Below are 17799 nucleotides of genomic sequence, written 5' to 3' on the forward strand. Positions count from 1 at the left end.
AGGAAAGGTCGCATCCATGAACGAGACGACGGGTAAACAGGGACTTCACGCCGCTTTGACCGGCGGCATCAGCCGGCGCGCCGTTCTGGCCGGAGCGGGCACGCTGGCCACGGTGGCCGCCATCGGCTTTCCGAACATCGTCCGCGCCCAGTCGAAGACGCTGAAGGTCGGCGTCTACGGCGGCTACTTCAAGGAATCCTTCGAAAAGCACATCTTCCCGGAATTCTCCAAGGCCACCGGCATCACGGTGGAGGCCATCGCCGAGCCGACCGGCGAGGCGTGGCTGGTCCAGCTCGAACAGGCGGCCCGCGCCCGTCAGGCGCCAGCCGACGTCTCGATGATGTCGCAGGTGGCGATGCTGAAGGGGGCCTCGGCGGAGCTTTGGGCGCCCTTCGACCTGTCGAAGATTCCCAACGCCGCCAAGGTCGTCCCGCACCTCGTCAACAAATACCCGGACGGCAAGGTCAGCGGCATCGGCGCGGTGTCCTGGTACATCACGCTGGTCACCAACACCAAGAGCTACCCGCAGGCCCCGGACAGCTGGGCGGCGCTGTGGGACCCGGCGAACAAGGACAAGCTCGGCCTGCTGGCGCTGGTCAGCAACAGCTTCCTGCTGGAGGTCACGGCGGCGACCTTCTTCGGCGGCACCAAGCATCTCGACAGCGAGCAGGGGCAGATCGACTGCTTCAAGAAGCTGGCGGAGCTGAAGTCCAACGTGAAGCTCTGGTACCGAGACGAGGCGCAGTTCGAGGCCTCGCTGAAGTCCGGCGAGATCCCGATGGGCCAGTACTACCACGACGTGACCGGCCTCGCCGCCGCGGACGGGCAGCCGGTGCGCTCGACCTTCCCGAAGGAGGGCGGCATCCTCGATTCGGGAAGCTGGGCGGTCACCCGCGCCTCCAAGGCCGGCGACCTCGCCCACGTCTTCGTGGACTACATGTGCCAGCCATCGATCCAGGCTCTGCTGTCGCGCAAGGTCGGCACCGCCCCGACCATCGACCGCAAGCTGACCGACCTGACCGATCAGGAGTTCGCCGCCGTGTCCTCCGACATCGCGCCGATCATCCCGCGCTACGACCTCTACACGAGCAAGTCCGACTGGCTGAACCAGAAGTGGACGGAAATGATCGTCGGGTGAGTGAGAGCCCTTCTCCCCTCTGGGGAGAAGGGTTGGGATGAGGGGGCGGCCGCAGGCCGACCACGCCGGCTCATTGCCGTGCGTGGACGCCCTGACGGGCGCCCCCTCACCCTGACCCTCTCCCCAGGGGGGAGAGGGGATATACAGCTCCAATCAAAATAAGTTTGCCCATGTCAGCCCTTGTCCTCGACGGTCTCACCAAACGATACGGTCCCGTGACCGCGGTGCACGGCGCGTCGCTGCGCATCCCGCACGGGCAATTCGTCTGCCTGCTCGGCCCGTCCGGCTGCGGGAAGACGACGCTGCTGCGCATGATCGCCGGGCTGGAGGACCCCTCCGGCGGACGGCTGGTCATCGACGGGCGCGACATCACCACGGCCCCCGCCCACACGCGGGAATTCGGGATGGTGTTCCAGTCGCTGGCCCTCTTCCCGCACCTGACGGCGGGCGAGAACATCGCCTACCCCCTGCGCATCCGCGGCGCCACGAAGGCCGAGCAGCGCAAGCGCGCCGACGAGCTGCTGGAACTGGTCCGCCTGCCCGGCGTGGCCGACCGGCCGGTCTCCAAGCTGTCGGGCGGGCAGCGGCAGCGCGTCGCCATCGCCCGCGCGCTGGCCCTGTCGCCCAAGCTGTTCCTGCTGGACGAGCCGCTGTCGGCGCTCGACGCCAAGCTGCGCGAGGCCATGCAGATCGAGCTGAAGCAGCTTCAGCAGCGGCTGGGCATCACCACCATCGTCGTCACCCACGACCAGCGGGAGGCGATGACCATGGCCGACCTCGTGGTGGTGATGTCGCAGGGCCGCATCCATCAGGCCGCCCCGCCGATGGAGGTCTACCGCCAGCCCGCCGACGCCTTCGTCGCCGACTTCATCGGCATGACCAACCTGCTGGAGGGCGAGGTGACCGCCCCCGGCACCGCCGCCGTGCCCGGCGGCGCCCTGCATCTGCCCGACCTGCCGCCGACCGGCCGCGTCCTGCTGTCCGTCCGCCCGGAGGACGTGATCGTCCACCCCGCGGGCACCGACGGGCCGAACCGGCTGACCGGCACGCTGTCCTTCATGCGCGACCTCGGCGCCAGCGTGGAGTTCCGCATCGACGTGGCCGGGCGGGAGATCGTCGCCCTGACCCGCCCGCAGGACCGCCCGCCGGTCGCCCCCGGCGGCGCCCTGGCAGTGGAGTTCCCCCCGGCGGCCTGCGTCGTGCTGCCCCCGATGGGCGAGAGGGTCCCATGATCCGCCGCGCGCCCCGCGGTCTGGCCGAGCACGCGCCGATCCTCTTCCCGGCGCTGATGCTGGTCGTCTTCTTCGTCATCCCCTTCAGCCTGATGATCGCGGTCAGCGTCTTCCGGCGCGTGCCCGGCGGCTTCTACGAGCCGGACCTCGTCTTCGCCAACTACGAGCGGTTCCTGACCGCCTTCTTCGGCGGGGTGATGTCCTTCTCGCTGGGGCTGGCGGCGCTGGTCGCGGCGCTGTCGGTGGGCATCGCCTTCCCCTTCACCTACCGGCTGGTGAAGCTGTCGCGCGGCGCGCAGATCCGCTGGCTAGTCTTCCTGCTGTCGATCCTGTCGCTGTCGGAAGTCATCATCGGCTTCGCCTGGTCCACCCTGCTGTCGCGCACGGCGGGCATCACCAACCTGTTCGTGGCGCTGGGCCTGATGGCCGAGCCGCAATCCCTCAGCCCGAGCTTCGGCGCGCTGCTGGCCGGGCTGGTCTATCAGGCCTTCCCCTACACGGTGCTGGTGCTCTACCCGGCGCTCGCCCGCCTCGACCCCTATCTGGAGGAGGCGGCGCGCACGCTCGGCTCCTCGCCGCTGCGCGCCTTCTTCACGGTGGTGGTTCCGGCGCTGCGCAACACCATCGTGGCGACCACGATCATGGTGTTCGTCTTCGCGCTCGGCTCCTACCTGCTGCCGCAGCTTCTGGGACGGCCCCAGCACTGGACGCTGTCGGTGCTCATCACCGATCAGGCGATCTACCAGTCCAACATGCCCTTCGCGGCGGCCATGGCCGTCTTCCTGGTGCTGGTCAGCCTCGCCCTCGTCGGGCTGGCGCTGCTCGCCGGGCGGCGGGAGGAGACGGCCTGATGCTGATGCGCACGCTGAATTCCCTGGCCGCCGGCCTGATCGCCCTGGTCCTGTCGGCGCCGATCCTGGTGGTGGCCGGCGTCTCGGTGAACGAGAAGAAGGCGCTGACCTTCCCGCCGCAAGGCTTCTCGCTCGCCTGGTACGCGGAGGTCTTCACCGACCCCGGCTGGCGCGGCGCGCTCGTCACCAGCCTCGTCGTCGCCACCCTGTCGGCGGCGCTGGCGGTGCTGATCGCCTTCCCGCTGGCCTGGTTCCTGTGGCGCTGGCGCGCGCCCTGGGCACGGACGTTCGAGGTGCTGGGCATGACGCCCTTCATCCTGCCGCCGGTCATCACCGCCCTGGGATTCCTCAGCTTCTGGGCGGCGGTCGGCGAATACGGGTCGCCCTGGACGGTGGTGGTCAGCCACGCGGTGTTCTTCGTGACGCTGCCGCTGGTCACGCTGTCGCTGGGCTTCGGGGCGGTGGACCGCTCCTACGTCGAGGCGGCGGCGACCATGGGGGCGGACGACCGGACGGTGCTGCGCACGGTGGTGATGCCGCTGGTGCGGCCCTACGTCATCTCGGGCTTCGCCTTCGCCTTCGTGCTGTCGCTGAACGAGTACATCGTGGCCTACATGGTGGTCGGCTTCACGCTGGAGACGCTGCCCATCAAGATCTTCAACGCACTCCGCTACGGCTACACCCCGACCATGGCCGCGGTGACGGTGCTGTTCGTGTCGCTGACGGCGGTGGTCTTCGGGCTGATCGCGTGGTTCGGCGACCTGCCCCGCCTGCTCGGCGCCTGGGCCAAGAACGACTGACATCCAAGAACGACCGACACCCTTTTCTCAGAGAGATTCGGACGATGATCGACCCTCAGAAGCTTGATCGTTTGCGTACGAAGTACAGTGGCTCCGGCGGCGACGACTTCCACGATCCGGAGTTCCAGCGGGTGGCCGCCCTCCAGTTCTCCGGCGGCAAGCGGGTCCAGCCCTTCGCCGGGGTGTCCACCCTGCTCGACGCCCCCTACCGCCCCGACGCGGCGGAGGCCGCGGACTTCGGCGGGCTGGACATCGCGTTGATCGGCGTGCCGATGGACCTGGGAGTCACCAACCGGGCCGGCGCCCGCCTCGGCCCGCGCGCCGTGCGCGGGATGGAGCGCATCGGCCCCTACGAGCACGCCCTGCGCATGGTCCCGGCGGCGTCCTGCAAGCTGGCCGACGTCGGCGACGTTCCGCTGTCCAGCCGCTTCAGCCTGGAGGCGTGCCACGGCGACATCCTGGCCTTCTACAACCGCGTGATGGACGCGGGCGTCATCCCGCTGTCGGTGGGCGGCGACCATTCCATCACCTATTCGATCCTGAAGGCGCTGGGCCGCGAACGCCCGGTGGGCATGATCCATTTCGACGCCCATTGCGACACCGGCGGCCCCTACGAGGGCGCCAAGTTCCACCATGGCGGCCCCTTCCGGCAGGCGGTTCTGGACGGCGTCCTGGACCCGGAGCGCACGGTGCAGATCGGCATCCGCGGCAGCACGGAGTATCTGTGGGAGTTCTCCTACGACAGCGGCATGACCGTGATCCACGCGGAGGACATCCCGGAGCGCGGCATCGCCAGCGTCATCGAGACGGCGCGCAAGGTGGTGGGCAACGGGCCGGTCTACGTCTCCTTCGACGTGGATTGCCTGGACCCGGTCTTCGCCCCCGGCACCGGCACGCCGGAGGTCGGCGGCCTGACCACGCGGGAGGCGCTGGCGATCCTGCGCGGGCTCGACGGGCTGGACATCGTCGGCGGCGACGTGGTGGAGGTGGCGCCCCAGTACGACGCCACGACCAACACCGCCCACGCCGGCGCGCAGATGCTGTTCGAAATCCTCTGCCTGTCGGTGCGCGCCCTCGCCAACCGCCAGGACCGAGGCTGACGGCATGCGGCTGAGCCTGCTCCAGGCGGACGCGGAGCCCGGTGCGCCGGACCGCAACCTCGACCGTCTGGAGCGGGCGGCGGTGGAGGCGGCGGGGCGCGGCTCCGCCCTGCTGGTCGGGCCGGAGATGGGCCTGACCGGCTACGCCATCGGCGCGGAGGCGGTGCGCGCCCTCGCCGAGCCAGCGGACGGGCCAATGGCCGCGCGGGTCGCCGCCATCGCCCGGCGGCACGGCATCGCGCTGCTCTACGGCTACCCGGAGCGGGGGATGGACGGCGCCGTCCACAACGCGGCGCAACTGATCGGGGCGGATGGGCGGCCCCTGCTGAACCAACGCAAGACGCATCTTTACGGCGATCTCGACCGCGGCTCCTTCGCGCCGGGCGGCGACGCCTTCCCGACCGCCGAGGTCGGCGGCATGCGGGTTGGCGTCGTCATCTGCTACGACGTGGAGTTCCCGGAACTGGTGCGCCGCCACGCGCTGGCCGGGGTGGATCTGTTGCTGGTGCCAACCGCGCTGATGGCACCCTACGAGATCGTCGCCACCACCATCGTCCCCGCCCGCGCCTTCGAGAACGGCCTCTTTGTCGTCTACGCCAACCGCTGCGGGCGCGAGGGGACATTGCGCTATTGCGGGCTCAGCAGCGTAGCGGCGCCGGACGGGTCGGTGCTGGCGCGGGCCGGCGAGGACGAGGCGCTGCTGACCGTCGATCTCGACCCCGCGTTGCGCCGGGTCGGCACGCATCTGGCGGACCGCCGCCCGGACCTGTACGGTGCGGTCTCCAGCGCGCCTGGGAAGGGCGGTTTGTAGAGGAAGCACAGGACATGCCGGTCACCATCGACGACATTCACGCCGCCGCCGAACGGCTGGCCGGACGGATCAGCCGCACGCCCTTCCTGCGCTCCGAAACCCTGTCGCAGATCACCGGCGCCGAGGTCTGGGTCAAGCTGGAGAACCTCCAGTTCACCGCGTCCTTCAAGGAGCGCGGGGCGGCCAACCGGCTGCTGCACCTGACGCCGGAGGAGCGGCAGGCCGGGGTGATCGCCATGTCGGCCGGCAACCACGCCCAGGCCGTGGCCTACCACGCGAAGCGGCTGGGCATCGCGGCGACCATCGTCATGCCGCGCTTCACCCCCTTCGTGAAGGTCAAGCGCACGCGCTACCACGGCGCCACCGTCATCCTGGAGGGCGAGTCCCTGGCCGAGGCCGCGGCCTTCGCCCACGACCTCGCCAAGCGGGACGGGCTGGTCTTCGTCCATCCCTACGACGACGACGCGGTGATCGCCGGCCAGGGCACCGTCGTGCTGGAGATGCTGGCGGAGGTGCCGGACCTCGACGCGCTGGCCATCCCGGTCGGCGGCGGCGGGCTGGCCGCCGGGGCCGCGGTCGCCGCCCGCGCGCTGCGGCCCGGCCTGGAGGTCGTCGGGGTGGAGGTGGAGACCTACCCCGCCGCGGCGCAGCGCCTCGCCGGGCAGCCGGTCAAGGTCGGCGGCCCGACCGTGGCGGAGGGCATCGCCGTGCGCGACGTCGGCGACCGGCCCATCGACATCCTGAGGCAGAACGGCTGCGACGTGGTGCTGGTCCCCGAGGCGGTGATCGAGCGCGCCATCGCCATGCTGATCGAGGTGGAGAAGACCGTCGCGGAGGGCGCCGGAGCCGCCGGGCTGGCCGCCCTGCTCTTCCACCCCGAGCGTTTCCGCGGCAAGCGGGTCGGCCTGATCGTGTCGGGCGGCAACATCGACACGCGCACGCTGGCGAATGTGCTGATGCGCGGCTTCGCCCGCGACGGCCGCCTGATCAACCTGGACATCGACGTGGCCGACCAGCCCGGCGCGCTGGCCCAGGTGGCCCGCATCGTGGCGGAGTGCGGCGGCAACATCATCGACGTGCAGCACCAGCGCCTGTTCGGCGCCTTCTCCGTCAAGTCCGCCGAGGTCGCCCTGCTGATCGAGGTGGAGGACGAGGGCCACGGCGACCGCATCACCGAAGCCCTGCGCGGCGCCGGCCTGCCCGTCCGCAAGGCGGTGGTGGCGGAAGCCGCGCAACCGCTGTCCAGCGCGCGGCCCTGAGCGAAAGTCTGTCACATACGGCGGAATAACCCTCTCCCCTCTGGGGAGAGGGTGGCCCGGAGGGCCGGTGAGGGGGTTGCGCTTTTGCCGGACGATCCGCCACGCGCAGCCCCCTCACCCTAACCCTCTCCCCAGAGGGGAGAGGGGATATAGGCCTGCCCATGGATTGAGCATCCCTCCCGAACACCGCTGCTTTTCGCGGCACATCCCGGGGTGCCGCGCATGGATATCCCGCCCTACCGGTTGTGGCACGGGCCATGCACTTCGCGCCTGTTCATTCGCGGAGGTCATGGATCATGTCGTCGCTGGAGTCTTCAACCGCACCCCACCCGGTTGACGAAAAGCTTCCGCTGCTGCGCCTGCTGGCGCTGGGCATGCAGCATGTGATGGTGATGTACGCAGGGGCCATCGCCGTGCCGCTCATCATCGGCGGCGCGCTGAAGCTGCCCAAGGACCAGATCGCCCTGCTCATCAACGCCGACCTGTTCGCCTGCGGCATCGTCACGCTGATCCAGACACTGGGCTTCTGGAAGTTCGGCATTCGCCTGCCGGTGATGATGGGCGTCACCTTCGCCGCGGTCGGGCCAATGGTCGCCATGGCGGGAAACCCCTCGCTGGGGCTGCTGGGCATCTACGGCGCGGTGATCGGGGCCGGCGTCTTCGCCACGCTGGCGGCACCGCTGGTCGGGCGCCTGCTGCCGCTGTTCCCGCCGGTGGTGACGGGGACGGTCATCGCCATCATCGGCATTTCGCTGATGCGGGTGGGCATCACCTGGGCCGGCGGCGGCGCCGGGAACCCGAACTTCGGCGACCCGCTCTATCTCGGCATCGCGCTGTTCGTGCTGGCGGTGATCCTGCTGGTGACCAAATACGCCAAAGGCTTCTGGGCGAACATCTCGGTCCTGCTGGGCATCGTCGCGGGCTTCGCCCTGACCATGGTGCTCGGGCTGGTCAGCTTCGACGGGGTGGGACAGGCCAAGTGGGTGGACGTGATCTACCCGTTCCAGTTCGGCATGCCGGTGTTCGAGTTCTGGTCGATCCTGACCATGTCGCTGGTGATGATCGTCGTGATGATCGAGTCCACCGGCATGTTCCTGGCGGTGGGCGAGATGGTCGGCCGCCCGGTGACGCCGGAGCAACTGACCCGCGGCCTGCGCACGGACGGGCTGGGCACGCTGATCGGCGGCGTCTTCAACACCTTCCCCTACACCTCCTTCTCGCAGAATGTCGGGCTGGTCGGGATCACCGGGGTGCGCAGCCGCTGGGTCTGCGTGGCGGGCGGCGTCATCCTGATCGCCTTCGGCCTGTTCCCGAAGCTGGCGCACGTCGTCGCCTCCGTCCCCACCTATGTGCTGGGCGGGGCCGGGCTGGTGATGTTCGGCATGGTCGCGGCGACCGGCATCAAGATCCTGGCGAAGGTCGATTACACGGCCAACCGCGGCAACATCTACGTCGTCGCCATCAGCATCAGCCTGGGCATGGTGCCGCTGGTCGCCGACAAGATCTTCCAGAAGATGCCGCCCTTCCTGTCGCCGCTGCTGCACAGCGGCATCCTTCTGGGCACCATCGCGGCGGTCCTGCTGAACCTGTTCTTCAACGGGATGGGCAAGGCGGACGCGAAGGAGTTCGTCGCCGCCGCCAAGACCGCGGAGGCGTAAGGGGACGAACCGTTTAGCCCTCTCCCCCCTGGGGAGAGGGTGGCCCGGAGGGCCTCTCGCGCTGGCTGAAAGCCCGCGCTGACGGCGACAGGCGGATGCCTCTGGCATCCGCTGAGAGCCGGTGAGGGGGTTGCGCATCGCGGGACGTCCGGCAAATGCACAACCCCCTCACCCTAACCCTCTCCCCGGAGGGGAGAGGGGATAATAGTCACCACTTCAGCCCCTTACACGGCCGGCTCGCTGCCGTAGACGGACTTGGTCTCCAGGAACTCCTCGAAACCGACCTCGCCCCACTCGCGGCCGATGCCCGACTGCTTGTAGCCGCCGAAGGGGGCCGCGAGGTCGATGGAGGCGCCGTTCAGATGCACCATGCCGGTGCGCAGACGCTTCGCCACCGCCCGCGCCTCGTCCACCGTGCCGGCGTAGACGTAGCCGGACAGGCCGTAGAGCGAGTCGTTGGCGCTGCGGATCGCCTCCTCCAGGTCCTCATAGGGACGGATGGTGAGAACCGGGCCGAAGATCTCCTCGCGCATGATGGTCATCGTATCGGTGGCGCGGCTGAAGACGGTGGGCTTGGCGTAGAAGCCGCGCTCCAGCCCCTCCGGACGGCCCGGACCGCCGCACAGCAGGGAGGCGCCCTCCTCGATGCCGGCCTGGATCAGGCGCTGCACCCGCTCATACTGGCGCTGGTTGGCGATCGGGCCGACGCCGGTGCGGTCGCCGCGCGGATCGCCCACCACCAGACGGGCGCAGACCTGGGCGGCGATCGTCTCCGCCTCGTCCAGGCGGGAGGCCGGGACATACATGCGCGACGGCGCGTTGCAGCTCTGCCCGGTGTTGGACATCATCGACCGCACGCCGTGGGTCACCGCCTTGGTCAGGTCGGCGCTCTCGCAGATGATGTTGGCGGACTTGCCGCCCAGCTCCAGCGACACGCGCTTGATACTGTCGGCGGCGTTGTGGGACACCGACGCGCCGGCGCGGGTGGAGCCGGTCAGCGACACCATGTCGACCAGCGGGTGCGAGGCCAGCACCGGCCCGACCACCGCGCCGTCGCCGTAGAACATGTTGAAGACGCCCGCCGGAACGCCCGCCTCGTGCAGGATCTCGGCGAAGATCCAGGCCGAATAGGGGGCGAACTCGCTGGGCTTCAGCACCATCGTGCAGCCGGTGGCGAGCGCCGGGGCGACCTTGCAGGCGATCTGGTTGATCGGCCAGTTCCACGGCGTGATCATGGCGCAGACGCCGACCGGCTCGCGCAGGATGCGGGTGGTGCCGCGGGTCCGCTCGAACGGATACTCGCGGGCGGCCTCCAGGGCCGTCTTGAAGTGGGCGAGACCCATGAAGGCCTGCGCCGGCTTCGACAGCGCCGCCAGGGGGGCGCCCATCTCCTCGGTGATGGCGTCGGCCACGTCGTCCATGCGCTTCTCGAAAAGCGCGCAGACGGCGGCCAGCAGCTCCAGCCGCTCGTTCAGGGGGGTGCGGGAAAAGCCGTCGAAGGCGGCGTGGGCCGCCGCCACCGCGCGCCGCGCGTCCTCCGGCCCGCCGAGCGCCACGGTGCCCGACACCTGCTCCGTCGCCGGGTTCAACACCTCCATCACGGTGGCGCCCGCCGCGGGTTCGGTCCAGGCGCCGCCGATGTAGAAGGATTGGCAGGTCTTCATCTCTAATCCCCTCGCTCTCTGCGTTGGCGTTTTCGGGTGAAGCGATCCTGCCCCGTCCGGAGCCGTTTGCCAAAGCTTTCCATTGGGAAAAACCGGATAGGTCAGAAGACCGGACCCTGTTGACAGTTCAATGGTTTCACGGTCTGATCGTTGAACACATACGTGCCGCCGCACCTTTTGCGGCGCGCCGAACGACAAGAATCGGGCCGCAGCAACCGCGGTCCAAGGGCTGGGAGCCTGCTTCACGGATACAATTCAAACGTACAATCAGGGGGACGAGGGATGGCCTTACGTGATCGGCATTGGCGTGATCGACGTCTTGCGGGTGTGCTGCGTTCCGGAATCGTCAAACCACTCCTGCCGGCGGCCGCGGCCCTGGCCCTGCTGGCCGCCGTCCCGGCGCCGGGCCAAGCCGCGACCCTGACGGTCGGGACCTCGGCGGAGCCGAGCGCGCTCGACCCGCACTACCACAACCTCGGCCCCAACACGCGCGCCCGCAAGCATGTGTTCGAATCGCTGGTCAGCATGGACGCCAAGATGCGGCTCCAGCCCGAACTGGCGGAAAGCTGGCGCGCCGTCGACGAGACAACCTGGGAATTCAAGCTGCGCAAAGGCGTGAAGTTCCACGACGGCACGGAGTTCACGGCGCAGGATTTCGTCTACACGGTCTGCCGCATCCCGAACGTCGCCAACAGCCCCTCCTCCTTCACCGTCTACACCAAGGGCATCGCGGGGATCGAGGCGCCGGACCCGCACACCCTCGTCATCAGGACCGGCAAGCCCTACCCGCTGCTGCCGGTGGAGCTGTCGACCTTCGGCATCATCTCCGCCAAGGCGGCGGGCGGCGAGGCGGTGACCTTCGACAAGGCGGGCTGCAAGGCCGATTCCTGGCCGACCACCCAGGCCTTCAACGACGGCTCCCTGATGATCGGCACCGGGCCGTTCAAGCACAAGTCCTACACCAAGGGCGACCGGCAAATCCTGGAGCGCAACCCCGATTACTGGGGGCCGCAGGCCGCCTGGGACACGGTGGTCTTCCGCCCGATCACCAGCGACGGGCCGCGCGTCGCCGCCCTGCTGGCCGGCGACGTGGACATCATCGAATCGCCCCCGGTGCAGGACATCGAGCGGCTGAAGTCCGCCCCCAACGTCTCCTTGGCCCAGGCCCAGTCGAACCGCGTAATCTATCTGGCGTTGGGCGTGCAGGACACCCCGCCGACCATCACCGGCACCGACGGCAAGAACCCGCTGAAGGACCCGAAGGTGCGCAAGGCGCTGTCGCTGGCGGTGGACCGCGACGCCATCGTGAAGCGCATCATGATGGGCGTGGCGGAGCCGGCGAACCAGTACCTCCCCGCCGGCTTCTACGGCAACAACCCGGAGGTCACGGTCGCCACCGACGCGAACAAGGCCAAGCAGCTCCTGGCCGAGGCCGGCTATCCGAAAGGCTTCCAGCTCACGCTCGGCACGCCGAACGACCGCTACATCAACGACGACAAGGTGGCCCAGGCGGTCGCCCAGATGTTCACCCGCATCGGCGTCCAGACGCAGGTCGACGCGACCACCGCCAACGTCTTCTTCTCCAAGCGCAACAAGCAGGAATACAGCGTCTTCCTGGCCGGCTGGGGCGCCGATTCGGGCGAGATGTCCTCGCCGCTGAAGGCGCTGATCGCCACGCCGATCAAGGAGAAGGGCTACGGCACCACCAACTACACCAGCTACTCCGACCCGGAGCTGGACGGCATGCTGGACACCGCGCTGGCGACCGTGGACGACGCCAAGCGGGAAAAGCTGCTCCAGGACGCGGTGAAGCGGGCGATGGACGCCGACATCATCATCCCCCTGCATTACGAGGTGACGGTGTGGGCGATGAAGAAGGGGCTGAGCTACGAACCGCGCGCCGACCAGTACACGCTGGCGCAGAAGGTGACCCCCGCGAAGTGAACGGAGCGAGCGCCGCCCTCTTTCCCTCTCCCCTCCGGGGAGAGGGTTAGGGTGAGGGGGTTTGCGCTTTTGCCGAACGCTCCGCAACGCGCATCCCCCTCACCGGCTCTCAGCGGATGCTGTAGGCATCCGCCTGCCGCCGTCAGCGCTGGCGGCCTTCGGCCAGCGCGAAAGGCCCTCCGGGCCACCCTCTCCCCCGAGTGGAGAAGGTTAGATATTAGCGGAGCGCCATGCTTGTCTTCATCCTCCGGCGGCTGGCGCAGAGCGCGGTCGTCGTGGTGGCGATGTCGGTGCTGGTCTTCGCCGGCATCTTCGCCATCGGCAACCCCATCGACGTGCTCATCAGCCCGGAGGCCGATGAGTTCGAGCGCGCCGCCGCCATCGCCCGGCTGGGGCTCGACAAGCCGATGCACGAGCAGTTCCTGCGCTTCGTGGAAAGCGCCGTCGGCGGCGACCTCGGCACCAGTTTCGTTCATGGGGTGCCGGCCCTCGGCCTCGTCCTCCAGCGCTTTCCGGCGACGCTGGAGCTGGCGCTCTGCGCCATGCTGGTGGCGGTGGTGCTGGGCATCCCGCTGGGGCTGTGGGCCGGGCTGAAGCCGGACTCCCTGGCCGGGCGGGTCATCATGACCGGCTCGATCCTGGGCTTCTCGCTGCCCACCTTCTGGGTCGGGATGATGCTCATCATGGCCTTCGCGGTGACGCTGGGCTGGCTGCCGGCGGGCGGGCGCGGCGAGACGGCCGGCCTGTTCGGCGTGCAGTGGAGTTTCCTGACCGCCGACGGGCTGGCCCATCTGATCCTGCCCGCCGTCAATCTGGCCCTGTTCAAGCTGTCGCTGGTCATCCGTCTGGCCCGCGCCGGCACGCGGGAGGTCGCCTTGCAGGACTATGTGAAGTTCGCCCGCGCCAAGGGGCTGGCGCCCGCGCGGGTGGTCGGGGTGCACATCCTGAAGAACATCATGATCCCGGTGGTCACCGTGCTGGGGCTGGAGTTGGGCAGCGTCATCGCCTTCTCGGTGGTCACGGAATCGGTCTTCGCCTGGCCGGGCATGGGCAAGCTGCTGATCGACAGCATCCTCCAGCTCGACCGGCCGGTGGTGATCGCCTATCTGCTGGTGACGGTTCTGCTGTTCGTCGTCATCAACCTGATCGTCGATCTGGTCTATTCGCTGCTCGACCCGCGAATCCGGCTGGGCGGGGGGCGGGCATGAGCGGCGTCGCGGCCAAGACCCCGGCGGTCGAGACGCCCTTCCTGCGGCTGGCGCGGGAGTTCGCGCGGTCGCGCACGGCGCTGGCCGGGCTGGCGGTGCTGGTGCTGATCGTCCTGGCCGCCCTGCTCGCCCGCTGGGTGGTGCCGCAGGACCCCTACGACCTCGCCCAGCTGGACATTCTCGACAGCATGATGGCGCCGGGCACGCTGGGCGGCGGGGGTTGGACCTATTGGCTGGGCACCGACGACCAGGGGCGCGACATGCTGTCGGCCATCGTCTTCGGCCTGCGCACCAGCCTGCTGGTCGGGGTGGTCGCCACGCTGATCGCGCTCGCCGTCGGCGTGGCGGTCGGGCTGCTGGCCGCCTATGCCGGGGACCGGGTGGACGGGCTGGTCATGCGGCTGGTCGACATCCAGCTCTCCTTCCCGGCCATCCTGATCGCGCTGATCCTGCTGGCCCTGCTGGGCAAGGGGGTGGACAAGGTGATCGTCGCGCTGGCCGCCGTGCAGTGGGCCTACTACGCGCGGACCATCCGCGGCTCCGCCCTGGTCGAGCGGCGCAAGGAATACATCGAGGCCGCGCAGTGCCTGGCATTGCCCCACCGGCGGATCATGATGCGCCATCTGCTGCCCAACTGCCTGCCGCCGCTGATCGTGGTGGCGACGGTTCAGGTCGCCCACGCCATCGCGCTGGAGGCGACGCTGAGCTTCCTCGGCGTCGGCGTGCCGGTGACCCAGCCGTCGCTGGGGATGCTGATCGCGTCGGGCTACCAGTACATGCTGTCGGGCGATTACTGGATCAGCCTGTTCCCCGGTCTCGCGCTTCTGCTCACCATCGTGGCGATCAATCTGGTGGGGGACCGGCTGCGCGACGTCCTCAACCCGCGCCTGAACCATTAGGAGGGGCACGCGATGACCGAACCCCTGCTGCGTGTGGACGGGCTGAAGACCCATTTCCTCACCCGCGCCGGCACCGTGAAGGCGGTGGACGGGGTCAGCCTGCGGCTCGACCGCGGCGAGATCCTCGGGCTGGTCGGCGAGTCCGGCTCCGGCAAGTCGGTGACCGGGCAGTCCATCCTCGGCCTCGTCGATCCGCCGGGGCGGGTGGTCGGCGGGCGGGTGCTGTTCCATGGCGAGGATCTGGTCGGTGCCGGGGAGAAGCGGCTGCGCACCATCCGCGGGCGGCGCATCGCCATGATCTTCCAGGACCCGATGATGACCCTGAACCCGGTGCTGAGCATCGGCACGCAGATGGTCGAGGCCGTGCGGGCCCACGAGAGGGTCAGCCGGGCCGAGGCCTGGGAGCGCTCGCGCCGGGCGCTGGCCCGCGTCGGCATCGCCTCCCCCGACGAGCGGCTGGCCGCCTACCCGCACCAGTTCTCCGGCGGGATGCGCCAGCGCGTCGCCATCGCCATCGCGCTGCTGCACTCCCCCGACCTGATCATCGCCGACGAGCCGACCACCGCGCTCGACGTCACCATCCAGGCGCAGATCCTGTTCGAGGTTCAGAAACTCTGCCGCGAGACGGGGACGGCGCTGATCTGGGTGACCCACGACCTCGCCGTCGTGTCGGCGCTGGCCGACCGGGTGGCGGTGATGTACGCGGGCCGGGTGGTGGAAACCGGGACGGTGGCGGAGATCATCGGCAACCCGCGCCATCCCTACACCCGCGGTCTGCTGGAATCGGTGCCCAGCCGGAACCGGCGCGGCGTGCCGCTGCGCTCCATTCCCGGCATGACGCCCTCCGTCCTCGACCTGCCGGAAGGCTGCGCCTTCCGACCGCGCTGCGACCGGGCCACCGGGGCCTGCACGACCATGCCCGAACTGGTGGGAGAGCGGGAGGACCGCGCCTGGCGCTGCTGGAATCCCGTCGGGGCCGAAGCGCGGGGAGACGCCGCATGACCGCCGCTTCCATCATCGAACTGGACGGGCTGACCAAGCGCTTCGCGCGCAAGCTGGACGTGGTGGAGCGGTTCGCCCGCCGGCTGGGCGCGGCCATCGACGACCGGGCCGTGCAGGCGGTCAGCGGCGTGGATCTGTCCATCGCCGAGGGCGAGGTGGTCGGGCTGGTCGGCGAATCCGGCTGCGGCAAGAGCACGCTGGGCCGCATGGTCGCCGGCATCCTGCCGCCGAGCGCCGGCACCCTGCGCTGGCGCGGCCGCGACCTGCGGGAGCTGTCCCCGGCCGACCGCCACCACGCCAACCTGAAGATCCAGATGGTCTTCCAGGACCCCATGGCCTCCCTCAACCCGCGCCTGCGCGTGGCGGACATCGTCGGCGAGGCGCCGGTGGTCCATGGGCTGGTGCCGCGGCGGGAGGCGGAGGACTATGTGGCCGCGACGCTGCGGCAGGTCGGGCTGGACCCCGCCTACCTGCGGCGCTACCCGCACCAGTTCTCCGGCGGTCAGAGGCAGCGCATCGGCATCGCCCGCGCGCTGGCGGTGAAGCCAGACGTGCTGGTCTGCGACGAGTCCGTCGCGGCGCTGGACGTGTCGATCCAGGCGCAGATCATCAATCTGTTCATGCGCCTGCGCGCGGAGCTGTCGCTGACCTATCTCTTCATCAGCCACGACCTGGGCGTCGTGGAACACATTTCCGACCGCACCGCGATCATGTATCTTGGACGGATCGTGGAGTTGGCCCCGACACCGGAGCTGTTCGACAAACCCAATCATCCCTATGCCAAGGCGCTGTTGGACGAGGCGCCGCGCGTGTCCGTGGAGAAGCGGCGGTTCGCGCCGATCCGCGGAGAGATTCCATCGCCCCTCGACCCGCCGTCGGGCTGCGCCTTTCACCCGCGCTGCCCGCACGCGATGCCACGCTGTTCGGCGGAACGCCCTACCCTGCGCGAGATCGCGCCCCGGCGCTGGTCCGCCTGCCATCTGAACGAAACCACAGGTCCATGATGCCCGCATCCGATCCCGCCGGCCCTTCCGCGTGCAGCCCGCGCACGCTGGAGCTGCTGCGCGACCTGATCGCCTTCGACACGACCAGCCGCAACTCCAACCTCGACCTGATCCACTACATCCGCGACCATCTCGCGGCGCTGGGGGTGCCCAGCACGCTGGTGTTCAACGAGGAGCGGACCAAGGCCAATCTCTACGCCACCATCGGCCCGGCGGACCGCGGCGGCGTCTGCCTGTCCGGCCACACCGACGTGGTGCCGGTGGACGACCAGGACTGGTCGAGCGATCCCTTCACCCTGACGGAGCGCGACGGCAAGCTGTTCGGGCGCGGCACCGCGGACATGAAGGGTTTCATCGCGGCGGCGCTGGCCATGGCGCCGGACTTCCTGGCCGCCAATCTCACGACTCCGATCCATTACGCCTTCTCCTATGACGAGGAGCTGGGCTGCCTCGGCGTGCCCGGCCTGCTGACCCAACTTGCCGGAATGGCGGTCAAGCCGCGCCTGTGCATCGTCGGGGAGCCGACGCGGATGCGGGTGATCGTCGGCCACAAGGGCAAGGTGGCGATGCGCTGCCGCGTCCACGGCCACGCCTGCCACTCCTCGCTCGCCCCGCAGGGGGTGAACGCCGTGGAGTACGCGGCGGAGCTGGTGTCCTTCCTGCGCGGCATGGGCCGCCGCTTCGCCGAGCAGGGGCCGTTCGACCACGACTACGACGTGCCCTTCACCACCGTGCACACCGGGGTGATGCAGGGCGGCACCGCCCGCAACATCGTCCCCTCCGACGCCTCCTTCGAGTTCGAGATCCGGCATCTCGCCGACCATCCCGTGGCGCCGATGCTGAAGGAACTGCGGGACTTCGCGAAGACGCTGGAGCCGGAGATGCGCGCCGTGCGGCCCGAGGCTGGATTCTCCTGGGAAACCCTGTCGGACAGCCCGGCGCTCGACACCCCGCCGGAGTCGGAGGAGGTGACGCTGGTCAAGAACCTCGCGGAGCAGAACGGCCACGGCAAGGTGGCCTTCGGCACGGAGGGCGCGCTGTTCACCAGCATCGCCAACATCCCCGCCGTGGTCTGCGGCCCCGGCGACATCGAGCAGGCCCACAAGCCCGACGAGTATGTGGAGCTGAGCGAACTCGCCCGCGCCGAGCGCTTCCTGCGCCGGCTGAAGGACGCCGCCCAGAAGGGCCTGTAAAGCAAAAGGGCCTGTAACGCGGAAGGGCCGGAGCGT

The 17799-nt window shown here is 69.4% G+C and carries 15 protein-coding genes; 14 read left to right on the plus strand and 1 reads right to left on the minus strand.

Going from position 1 to position 17799, the window contains the following annotated elements:
- The first annotated feature begins 16 nt into the window (after positions 1-16).
- The 8 genes from TSH58p_RS21230 to TSH58p_RS21265 all read left to right on the plus strand — a co-directional run bounded on the left by TSH58p_RS21230 (position 17) and on the right by TSH58p_RS21265 (position 8849).
- Positions 17-1138, plus strand: coding sequence for a PotD/PotF family extracellular solute-binding protein (locus tag TSH58p_RS21230; protein WP_109070857.1), 1122 nt, complete (start codon positions 17-19; stop codon positions 1136-1138).
- Between the two features lie 170 nt (positions 1139-1308).
- On the plus strand, positions 1309-2370 hold the full coding sequence (locus tag TSH58p_RS21235) for an ABC transporter ATP-binding protein (protein ID WP_109072716.1): 1062 nt from the start codon (positions 1309-1311) through the stop codon (positions 2368-2370).
- On the plus strand, positions 2367-3221 hold the full coding sequence (locus tag TSH58p_RS21240; protein ID WP_035682465.1) for an ABC transporter permease: 855 nt from the start codon (positions 2367-2369) through the stop codon (positions 3219-3221). The genes TSH58p_RS21235 and TSH58p_RS21240 overlap by 4 nt, the downstream gene beginning before the upstream one ends.
- Positions 3221-4021 (plus strand): ABC transporter permease, encoded by an 801-nt coding sequence (locus tag TSH58p_RS21245; RefSeq protein ID WP_109072715.1) that lies wholly within the window; start codon positions 3221-3223, stop codon positions 4019-4021. The genes TSH58p_RS21240 and TSH58p_RS21245 overlap by 1 nt, the downstream gene beginning before the upstream one ends.
- Before the next feature lie 44 nt (positions 4022-4065).
- Positions 4066-5121 carry an agmatinase gene (gene speB / locus TSH58p_RS21250; protein WP_109072714.1) on the plus strand — a complete coding sequence of 352 codons (1056 nt, stop codon included), beginning with the start codon at positions 4066-4068 and terminating at the stop codon, positions 5119-5121.
- Positions 5122-5125: 4 nt separating this feature from the next.
- Positions 5126-5932 (plus strand): carbon-nitrogen hydrolase family protein, encoded by an 807-nt coding sequence (locus TSH58p_RS21255; protein ID WP_109072713.1) that lies wholly within the window; start codon positions 5126-5128, stop codon positions 5930-5932.
- A 14-nt stretch (positions 5933-5946) separates the two neighbouring features.
- Positions 5947-7191 (plus strand): threonine ammonia-lyase, encoded by a 1245-nt coding sequence (locus tag TSH58p_RS21260; RefSeq protein ID WP_109072712.1) that lies wholly within the window; start codon positions 5947-5949, stop codon positions 7189-7191.
- Between the two features lie 296 nt (positions 7192-7487).
- On the plus strand, positions 7488-8849 hold the full coding sequence (locus TSH58p_RS21265) for a nucleobase:cation symporter-2 family protein (protein WP_109072711.1): 1362 nt from the start codon (positions 7488-7490) through the stop codon (positions 8847-8849).
- A 224-nt stretch (positions 8850-9073) separates the two neighbouring features.
- Here TSH58p_RS21265 and TSH58p_RS21270 read toward each other — a convergent pair whose 3' ends face one another.
- Positions 9074-10513: an aldehyde dehydrogenase family protein gene (locus TSH58p_RS21270; protein ID WP_109072710.1), complete on the minus strand. Its 1440-nt coding sequence runs from the start codon at positions 10511-10513 to the stop codon at positions 9074-9076.
- 327 nt (positions 10514-10840) lie between these two features.
- Between TSH58p_RS21270 and TSH58p_RS21275 the strand changes: the two genes are divergently transcribed.
- The 6 genes from TSH58p_RS21275 to argE all read left to right on the plus strand — a co-directional run bounded on the left by TSH58p_RS21275 (position 10841) and on the right by argE (position 17763).
- Complete coding sequence (locus TSH58p_RS21275) at positions 10841-12457, plus strand: ABC transporter substrate-binding protein (protein ID WP_247874306.1); 1617 nt, start codon at positions 10841-10843, stop codon at positions 12455-12457.
- Positions 12458-12687: 230 nt separating this feature from the next.
- Complete coding sequence (locus TSH58p_RS21280; RefSeq protein WP_109072708.1) at positions 12688-13665, plus strand: ABC transporter permease; 978 nt, start codon at positions 12688-12690, stop codon at positions 13663-13665.
- Positions 13662-14564 carry an ABC transporter permease gene (locus TSH58p_RS21285; protein WP_109072707.1) on the plus strand — a complete coding sequence of 301 codons (903 nt, stop codon included), beginning with the start codon at positions 13662-13664 and terminating at the stop codon, positions 14562-14564. The genes TSH58p_RS21280 and TSH58p_RS21285 overlap by 4 nt, the downstream gene beginning before the upstream one ends.
- Before the next feature lie 12 nt (positions 14565-14576).
- Entirely contained in the window at positions 14577-15566 is a 990-nt protein-coding gene (locus tag TSH58p_RS21290) for an ABC transporter ATP-binding protein (protein ID WP_109072706.1), read from the plus strand.
- Positions 15563-16570, plus strand: coding sequence for an ABC transporter ATP-binding protein (locus TSH58p_RS21295; protein ID WP_109072705.1), 1008 nt, complete (start codon positions 15563-15565; stop codon positions 16568-16570). The genes TSH58p_RS21290 and TSH58p_RS21295 overlap by 4 nt, the downstream gene beginning before the upstream one ends.
- A complete protein-coding gene (gene argE / locus TSH58p_RS21300) occupies positions 16567-17763 on the plus strand; it encodes an acetylornithine deacetylase (RefSeq protein ID WP_109072704.1) in 1197 nt (398 codons plus the stop codon). Before TSH58p_RS21295 ends, argE begins: the two co-directional genes overlap by 4 nt.
- The last annotated feature ends 36 nt before the right edge of the window (positions 17764-17799 follow it).

The sequence above is a fragment of the Azospirillum sp. TSH58 genome, assembly GCF_003119115.1.
Lineage (GTDB): Bacteria > Pseudomonadota > Alphaproteobacteria > Azospirillales > Azospirillaceae > Azospirillum.